Here is a 6,775-nt window from a genome sequence, read left to right as displayed (position 1 = left end):
TTGTATCCCCATCACTTCACCCCGCCCGCCGCCGTCAGCGCGCAGGTGTGCATCCCGTCCGCCGTCACCGCCGTCACCCCGCTGGTGAGTCCGCTCACGTCCACCGGCGTCGTACGCTGCGTGGTGGTGCCGTCGCCGAGTTGGCCGGCGCCGTTGTATCCCCAGCACTTCACCCCGCCCGCCGCCGTCAGCGCGCAGGTGTGATAGTCCCACGCCGCCACCGCCGTCACCCCGCTGGTGAGTCCGCTTACGTCCACCGGCGTCGTGCGATCCGTGGTGGTGCCGTCGCCGAGTTGGCCCTCGACGTTGTATCCCCAACACTTCACCCCGCCCGCCGCCGTCAGCGCGCAGGTGTGCCGGCCACCCGCCGCCACCGCCGTCGCGCTGCCGGTGAGCCCGATCACGTCCACCGGCGTCAGGCGTTGCGTGCTCGTCCCATCGCCGAGCTGGCCCTTGGCGTTGTAGCCCCAGCACTTCACCCCGCCCGCCGCTGTCAGCGCGCAGGTGTGATAGTCGCCGGCCGTCACTGCCGTCATGCCGCTGCTTAGCCCGCTCACGTCCACCGGCGTGCTGCTGCGACTTGTCATCGTGCCGTCGCCGAGCCGGCCGAAGTCGTTGTTCCCCCAACACTTCACGCCGCCCGCCGCAGTCAGTGCGCAGGTGTGAGAGCTACCCGCCGCCAGCGGCTCCGCCGCGGCCCGCCCCGGCTGCCCGAGCAGCCCGACCGTAACCACTGCCGCTGCTGCGAATGCCTTCGTGACCCGTGACATCATCGCCTTCTCCGACTATTTGTCGTGACTCGTGTTTGTGGTGAACGGTGAGTGGTGAATGGTAAGTGGTCCCGTAGCTCTGGATTCCTGGTCGTTCTCTGCATGGTGCAGATCTCGTCAGCCCGCTCTGCGCGCCGACCGGCGCCCCGCCAGCGGTGGTTGCCAGTGCTTGCCGCCCATGCTTTCCTGCCTTGGTGAAGTACTTCTCGTGGGACGCCAAGAAGAACGAGCAGCTGAAGCAGCGGCGGGGCGTGTCCTTCGAGGAAGTCCTGCTCCACATTGCCAGCGGCGACGTGCTCGATGTTGTGGAGCACCCGAACCTGCAACGCTATGGCGGCCAGCGCATTTTCGTCGTGAACATCGGCGGCTACGCGTACCTGGTGCCCTTTGTCGAGACGGGCAATCAGGTATTCTTGAAGACAATCATCCCGAGCCGGAAGGCGACCAAACGCTACCTTCCGAAGGAGAAGAACGATGGCGAAACAAAGCGCTGACGAACGCACCCTGCGCGCATCCTTCGAGCGCGGCGAATGGCAGGCTGTTCCGCGCCGGGCGGCAGAGCTCAAGCGGTATCGCTCGTATGCGAAGGCCACGCTCAAACGGGACATGCGCCTGCAAATTCGTATCTCCGCCGCGGACCTCAAAGCCCTGCGAGCCCGCGCGCTGGCGGAAGGCGTGCCGTCGACGACGCTCATCGCCACCGTCCTGCACAAGTTCGTGTCGGGACAGTTCGTTGAGCGGGCCGTGCCCACCTGACTGCCGCCGCGGCGAATGCTTTCGTGACCTGTGACATCATCGCCTACTGCCTATCGCGACTCGTGACTCGTGCTCGTGACTCGTGTGCGGAATCATCACGGCCGACCGTAACCTTCGCCATCAGCAGAACCTCGCCGGTTTGCGGCTGGCGATCATTGTGCTGCCGACAACGAGCTGGCCGCGAGTTCGCCGCGGAATCGCCGCTCTGCGGTTTCATCGCTCTGCTCTCGTCGTCATAGCTCGAGGTCCAGCGCGTTCGGAGGAATCGTTGACATGCGGCCGAGCACCGGCGCAGGATGATGGCGGGGTTTCAAACGACAACCGATGGCCCTGCGCTTCCACCCTCACGCACTTGAACGACTCGCCGAACGCGGGGCGACTGAGGCTGAGGTGCAGGCCACCGTTGACGGCGGTGAGCGCTTTCCCGCAAGACTCGGTCGCATGGGCTTTCGGCGCAACTTCGCGTTCAACGGAACCTGGCGAGGGCGCGCGTACGGCACCAAGCAGGTCGAAGCGTACGCGGTTGCCGAGGCCGACAGCTGGCTGGTAATCACCGTTGTGGTAAAGTTCTTCTAGCGACAGGGAGCACTGACGATGCAGCTGACCTATGACCCGCGATACAACGTCGCCTACCTTCGCCTGCAGGCGAAGGTGGCGCAGGTGGAGACCATCCGCATCAGTGATGAGCTCAACGTCGACATGGCGCCGGACGGCACGGTTTACGGCATCGAGCTGCTCAATGCCAACGAGCAGTTGCGGGCGGGCGACAACGGCGCCCTGGTGGTCATCAACGAAGCGCTCGGCGAGCGGCGTGAGATGCCGCTGGCGAAGTGACGGGCGACGGGGGCGGCTCGGCACGGCGCGGCATACTCTGCGGTGACTCGTGCTCGTGAGTCGTGAGCGTGGAATGCCCACCACCGCGATCCCTTCGATCGCCTGTTGATCGCGCCGGCGCTGGTCGAGGACGCAGCCCTGCTGAGCAAAACCACTATCTTCGCGGACTACCCGGCCGCACGTTTCCACGGGCAACGAACCCCCCTCACCCCACCCTCTCCCCGCAAGCAAATGCGGGGCGAGGGGGCCGGGTGACGCGGCAGTCGTGGTCATGCGTCGCGCTCCGGGGGGTGCGATGCATGCCGAAATATCCTGCTCGTGCCACGTCGCCCAGCAGCGGAGCGAGCCGATCCTTGGCGGCTTGGCGACTTGGCGCGAGGTGCCGCAGCATTCCGGTTTTGTGTTGCCGGTCTCGCTCGTGTCGTGCACCGCTTCATGGTGCGACGTAGCGAGCAATGCCTGCGCCACGACGCTCGCCGCGGCAGCGCGCCGTTTCCCGGCGTCGGTCGAAGCGCCAGTGTCAGCTGGAGTGGACACTCGCGGGGGCCGAGTGTCCGCTCCAGTTGACACCCAGGCCGCAGAGCAGACGAGCGGGTGCGGCCAAACCCCAGCGGCCGGCACAGCCGGCCTTACGGCTGCTTGATCCCGCCTCGTAAGGCGCGCGTTCCGGTCGTCCTGGACGCCAACGTTGTCGTCGGCATTTGCCGGTTCATCATTGTGGTCGCGCATCTTCTTGCTCTCTGCTGTGCGTTAGTAGATCGTGTTCTCGTCAAACCCCGTGCTCATCCATTTGGCGCTGTAGCCGCCACCGCAGCCCCCGCGCCCGGTCGTGAGGCAAGCCCGGTGGCGCAAGCTGCTGCCCGATCCTTCTGCTCCCGTCCGTCGGCCCCGGGTGCAGTGTCAACTGTAGTGGGCACTCTCTATCCCCCGGCTGTGCACTGGGCTGGACAGTGCGCGAATGCTGAGTTGTGCGATCGACTGGTTGCCCCCTCCGTGTCCGCCTGTGGCCCGAATCACGCCCGCCATTCGGCAAGGCGTGCTCTACTTGTCGCACATCTCGTGGGGCCACCGCAATTAGGGATTTCCCGTCGTGTCCCAAGGAAATAACCCGACTATCCAAGCGCGACCTCTTGATGCCAGCCGCGCTCAACCCCTCACCCCAACCCTCTCCCCGCAAGCAAACGCGGGGCGAGGGGGCCGGGGGCCGGGTTCGTAGGCTGGTGGAATTCAAAGCATGTCTCCCGCGCCGGCACTGGCCGCGCTTGCGGCGGCGGCGCTGGTATCGACACTGGCGGCGCGCTTGCTGCCGGGAACGCTTCGGCGCACCCTGCAACTATGGCTGGTTGAAGCGCACACCGTTGACCTCGCCGATGCCCCGTCGCGCTGGGTTGAGGTCGTAGCGTTGCTCCGGGCCGGCACCGAAGTCGTGCTCACCGAGGGCGAGAAGCCACTGGCGCGGCTGGTTCCCGTGACGCCGCCCGCAGCCACGCGTGTTCTCGGACTCCACCGGGGAGCCCTGCGCGCCCGCGAGGATTTCGACGAGCCGCTTGCCGAGGAGTTCTGGTTGCCACCAGCATGAAGGTGCTGCTCGATACGCACACTTTCATTTGCTGGGATAGCGACCCAGCGAAACTGTTGGCGCGGGCGACCGCCGCGTGCCTCGACCCCGCAAACACGTCGCTCCTGAGCGCCGCGAGCGTGTGGGAAATGGTGATCAAAGCCGCGCTCGGAAAACTGACCTTGAGCCTGCCCCTCGCCGACGCGATCACCAGCCAGCAGCAGCGCAATCGCCTCGGCGTGCTCGCAGTGGAGCTGCAACACGTCTTGGCGGTGCAGCAACTGCCCGCCCGCCACAGAGATCCCTTCGATCGCCTGTTGATCGCGCAGGCGCTGGTCGAGGACGCCGTGCTCCTCAGCAAGGATCCGATTTTCGCCGGTTACCCGATCACCGTGCACTGGTAGCTTCCACGTCGTGCCCCGTGATTCGTGACTGGCTCTTGTGATACGGGTCTCCAACTCCATGAAGTGATCGCGCATTCGTGAAGCAACCGGGGCTTGATCTCCAGCTGCTCACTGGGCCGCACGTTTCCACGGGCAACGAACCCCTCACCCCAACCCTCTCCCCGCAGGCAAATGCGGGGCGAGGGGGCCGGGTGACGCGGCAGTCGTGGTCATGCGTCGCGCTCCGGGGGGGGCGAACTCATGACGCCTTCGCGCGGCTCCCTTCGTGCCCTTCGTGTTCTTCGTGGTGAAGGTTGTGTCCGAGCCTCCGCGTGGCCCTAGGCCACCAGCGGGTTCTTGGCTTGCAGGCCAGCGAAGCGACTGAAGTCGCGGTCGGCCGTCCACAGCTCGCGCGCGCCGTGGGCTTGGCAAAGCGCGGCAATGCGGGCGTCGTGGATTTTGGGACCAGCCACTCGCGCTTGGTTGAGAACGCGCCGGAGGTGCTCCCAGTAGTCTGCGGTTTCGGTGAGCAGCACAAGCGTTGGTGAGGCGAGCCAGCCGGCGACCTGGTCGATCGCTTGCGCCAGCGTCGAGGGCGGTCGGTAGATTTGCGCGTGCGTCACGATGCTGAGGAACTCGTGCACGCAGGGCCAGGGAATGCCCCACGCGGCCCGTCCCTCGGCCAGCTCCTTGAGGCAGCGCGAGGCCTCACGGTGCCACGGCGAGTCGCGGCGATGGGCATACACCAGCAGGTTGCTATCGACCGCGATCATCCACGGTTGCCGTAGGCGATGTCGAGGATCTTGCCCCAGTCGTCGTAGTGCAGCCCGTCCCGCAACCCTTTTCCGCCCACACTCGCGTCGCGCAGCCGGAACGACTGCTTGCGTCCCTTGTGCGCGCCGACGACCTGGCGCAGACCCGCCTCGACGACTTGGCGCAACGTCTGTCCTTGGCGCGCCGCCAGAGCCCGGGCCTCGCGCAAGAGCGGATCGGATATCTCGATGGTTGTCTTCATATGGGTACCCATATCGAAGGCCATGTCTGCGTGCAAGATCTCTACACCGGGTGCGACGGACGTGCGGAGAAGGCCCGTCAGCCGCACTTGACCGCGCCGCCGGAGAAAGCCTCGCCGCGATCGGGTTCGTCGCGCGGCGTGGTGAGCTTGCTCTGGCCGGGCCGGCGGCGATCGAGGTCGCGCTCCACCGTCTACGAACCCGCCGGCGCTTTGCTGCTCACCTCGGTGAGCTTTGGCGCGTGCGTGTTGAGCGTCGCATTCGCGATGCAACCGGGGCTTGACCTCGAGCTGCTCACCGGGCCGCACGTTTCCACGGGCAACGAACCCCTCACCCCAACCCTCTCCACGCAAGCAAACGCGGGGCGAGAGCGCCGGGCGGCGAACCGGGCAGCGCACGGTCGCGGAAGTGATCGACGTGCTGACCGAGCTGCCACGGCGCTCAACGCTCTTCATTCAGCGCTCCCTGCTCGACGAAGTGATCGCGCGCATTCGCGACCACCAACAGCCTCCACCCTGACCCTCCTCCGCGGCGGGTGATGCCGCCGAGGAGGGAACCCAGGTTCTTGGCTCTCGGCATTAGCGCACCCAAGCTGATCGTTCGCGGGCTGAAGGGATTCGAGTGGGATGCCGCCAACTGGCGACTCGTCCCAGCCTGAACGCCGCGCGGCGCTTGCTGGTGTTGGTCAAGGCGTCCCGGTACGGCGGCGGATCGCTTGGAGATAGGGCAACGCGACCCGGTCTTGCGGCCGGCCGATGGTACTCTTGATCCCGATCAGATCGTCGAGGCCAATCACGCGAACCCGCAATTCTTCCTCCGTCAGTAAGCAGGACCGGCCGACGAGATCGCCATAGCCTCGGCCATCGTGCAGACGCCAAAGGATATCGAGCGGGCCGGCCGCGGTGCGCGTGCGCAGTTGTCCACCCGGGCTCGCGCCCGCGGCGGCCCGCTGCAGCAACTCGGCGGTCACTACAAGTCGCCGCCCGGTTGAGCGCGGCTCGCGAATGACGGCGTGCAGAGCCGTGAGCACATCGCCGAGCGACGTGATGTTCTCTGCGGTGGCCAGCGGCAGGATATCGAGATCGGCGGTGGTCGTGGGGGCGCCGTAGAGAATGGCCGCGAACCCGCCGATCACCAGATACTCGATGTCACGCAGCGTGCTCAGAATCGTCAGCGGATCGAATGCGGCGAAGTCTCTCGACGGCATTGGCCAAATTGGCGGCGCTCTGGATCCGCTCCTTCAAGCCCAACTCGAGGAAGTAGTCCAGCAAACCTTCATCAATCACATCGGACTGATCGTGGTACTCCGCGACCATGCCAGCAGTGTGGCACATGCCGAGCGCGAAGGCGACCCCGTCGCGTTGTTGGCTATCAGCTGGGTGTGCGACAAATCTGCGGGTAATGTGCAGCCGACCGGGCAAATCCTCACCAGTCTGACAGTACTGTGTACTGTCAGGCCGA

11 protein-coding genes are annotated in these 6,775 nt (G+C 66.0%); 6 read left to right on the top strand and 5 right to left on the bottom strand.

What is annotated here, in order from left to right; translation table 11 throughout:
- Positions 1 to 11 precede the first annotated feature (11 nt).
- Positions 12 to 773, bottom strand: a complete 762-nt coding sequence (locus HY699_23695; protein MBI4518809.1) for a hypothetical protein — start codon at positions 771 to 773, stop codon at positions 12 to 14.
- A gap of 191 nt (positions 774 to 964) precedes the next feature.
- Here HY699_23695 and HY699_23690 point away from each other — a divergent pair, with 191 nt between their 5' ends.
- The 6 genes from HY699_23690 (at position 965) to HY699_23665 (ending at position 4,322) form a co-directional block, all read left to right on the top strand.
- Positions 965 to 1,264 carry a BrnT family toxin gene (locus HY699_23690; protein ID MBI4518808.1) on the top strand — a complete coding sequence of 100 codons (300 nt, stop codon included), beginning with the start codon at positions 965 to 967 and terminating at the stop codon, positions 1,262 to 1,264.
- Entirely contained in the window at positions 1,245 to 1,526 is a 282-nt protein-coding gene (locus tag HY699_23685) for an antitoxin (GenBank protein MBI4518807.1), read from the top strand. Before HY699_23690 ends, HY699_23685 begins: the two co-directional genes overlap by 20 nt.
- Before the next feature lie 324 nt (positions 1,527 to 1,850).
- The gene (locus tag HY699_23680) at positions 1,851 to 2,102 is read left to right on the top strand and encodes a hypothetical protein (GenBank protein MBI4518806.1); all 252 of its coding nucleotides are present in this window, start codon (positions 1,851 to 1,853) and stop codon (positions 2,100 to 2,102) included.
- Positions 2,103 to 2,120: 18 nt separating this feature from the next.
- A complete protein-coding gene (locus HY699_23675) occupies positions 2,121 to 2,360 on the top strand; it encodes a DUF2283 domain-containing protein (protein ID MBI4518805.1) in 240 nt (79 codons plus the stop codon).
- 1,339 nt (positions 2,361 to 3,699) lie between these two features.
- Positions 3,700 to 3,939 carry a toxin-antitoxin (TA) system antitoxin gene (locus HY699_23670; protein ID MBI4518804.1) on the top strand — a complete coding sequence of 80 codons (240 nt, stop codon included), beginning with the start codon at positions 3,700 to 3,702 and terminating at the stop codon, positions 3,937 to 3,939.
- Positions 3,936 to 4,322: a type II toxin-antitoxin system VapC family toxin gene (locus HY699_23665; GenBank protein MBI4518803.1), complete on the top strand. Its 387-nt coding sequence runs from the start codon at positions 3,936 to 3,938 to the stop codon at positions 4,320 to 4,322. Before HY699_23670 ends, HY699_23665 begins: the two co-directional genes overlap by 4 nt.
- A gap of 317 nt (positions 4,323 to 4,639) precedes the next feature.
- On the opposite strand, the gene HY699_23660 is transcribed toward HY699_23665, so the two are convergent.
- The 4 genes from HY699_23660 to HY699_23645 all read right to left on the bottom strand — a co-directional run bounded on the left by HY699_23660 (position 4,640) and on the right by HY699_23645 (position 6,521).
- Complete coding sequence (locus tag HY699_23660) at positions 4,640 to 5,074, bottom strand: PIN domain-containing protein (GenBank protein ID MBI4518802.1); 435 nt, start codon at positions 5,072 to 5,074, stop codon at positions 4,640 to 4,642.
- Positions 5,071 to 5,328: a type II toxin-antitoxin system VapB family antitoxin gene (locus tag HY699_23655; GenBank protein MBI4518801.1), complete on the bottom strand. Its 258-nt coding sequence runs from the start codon at positions 5,326 to 5,328 to the stop codon at positions 5,071 to 5,073. The genes HY699_23660 and HY699_23655 overlap by 4 nt, the downstream gene beginning before the upstream one ends.
- A 65-nt stretch (positions 5,329 to 5,393) precedes the next feature.
- Positions 5,394 to 5,504, bottom strand: a complete 111-nt coding sequence (locus tag HY699_23650) for a chorismate synthase (protein MBI4518800.1) — start codon at positions 5,502 to 5,504, stop codon at positions 5,394 to 5,396.
- A 495-nt stretch (positions 5,505 to 5,999) separates the two neighbouring features.
- On the bottom strand, positions 6,000 to 6,521 hold the full coding sequence (locus tag HY699_23645) for a hypothetical protein (protein ID MBI4518799.1): 522 nt from the start codon (positions 6,519 to 6,521) through the stop codon (positions 6,000 to 6,002).
- Positions 6,522 to 6,775: the final 254 nt, after the last annotated feature.

This window comes from Deltaproteobacteria bacterium (assembly GCA_016210005.1).
GTDB lineage: Bacteria > Desulfobacterota > Binatia > HRBIN30 > JACQVA1 > JACQVA1.
The sequence above is the reverse complement of the archived record's forward strand: the minus strand, read 5'-3'. Positions and strand labels throughout refer to the sequence as shown.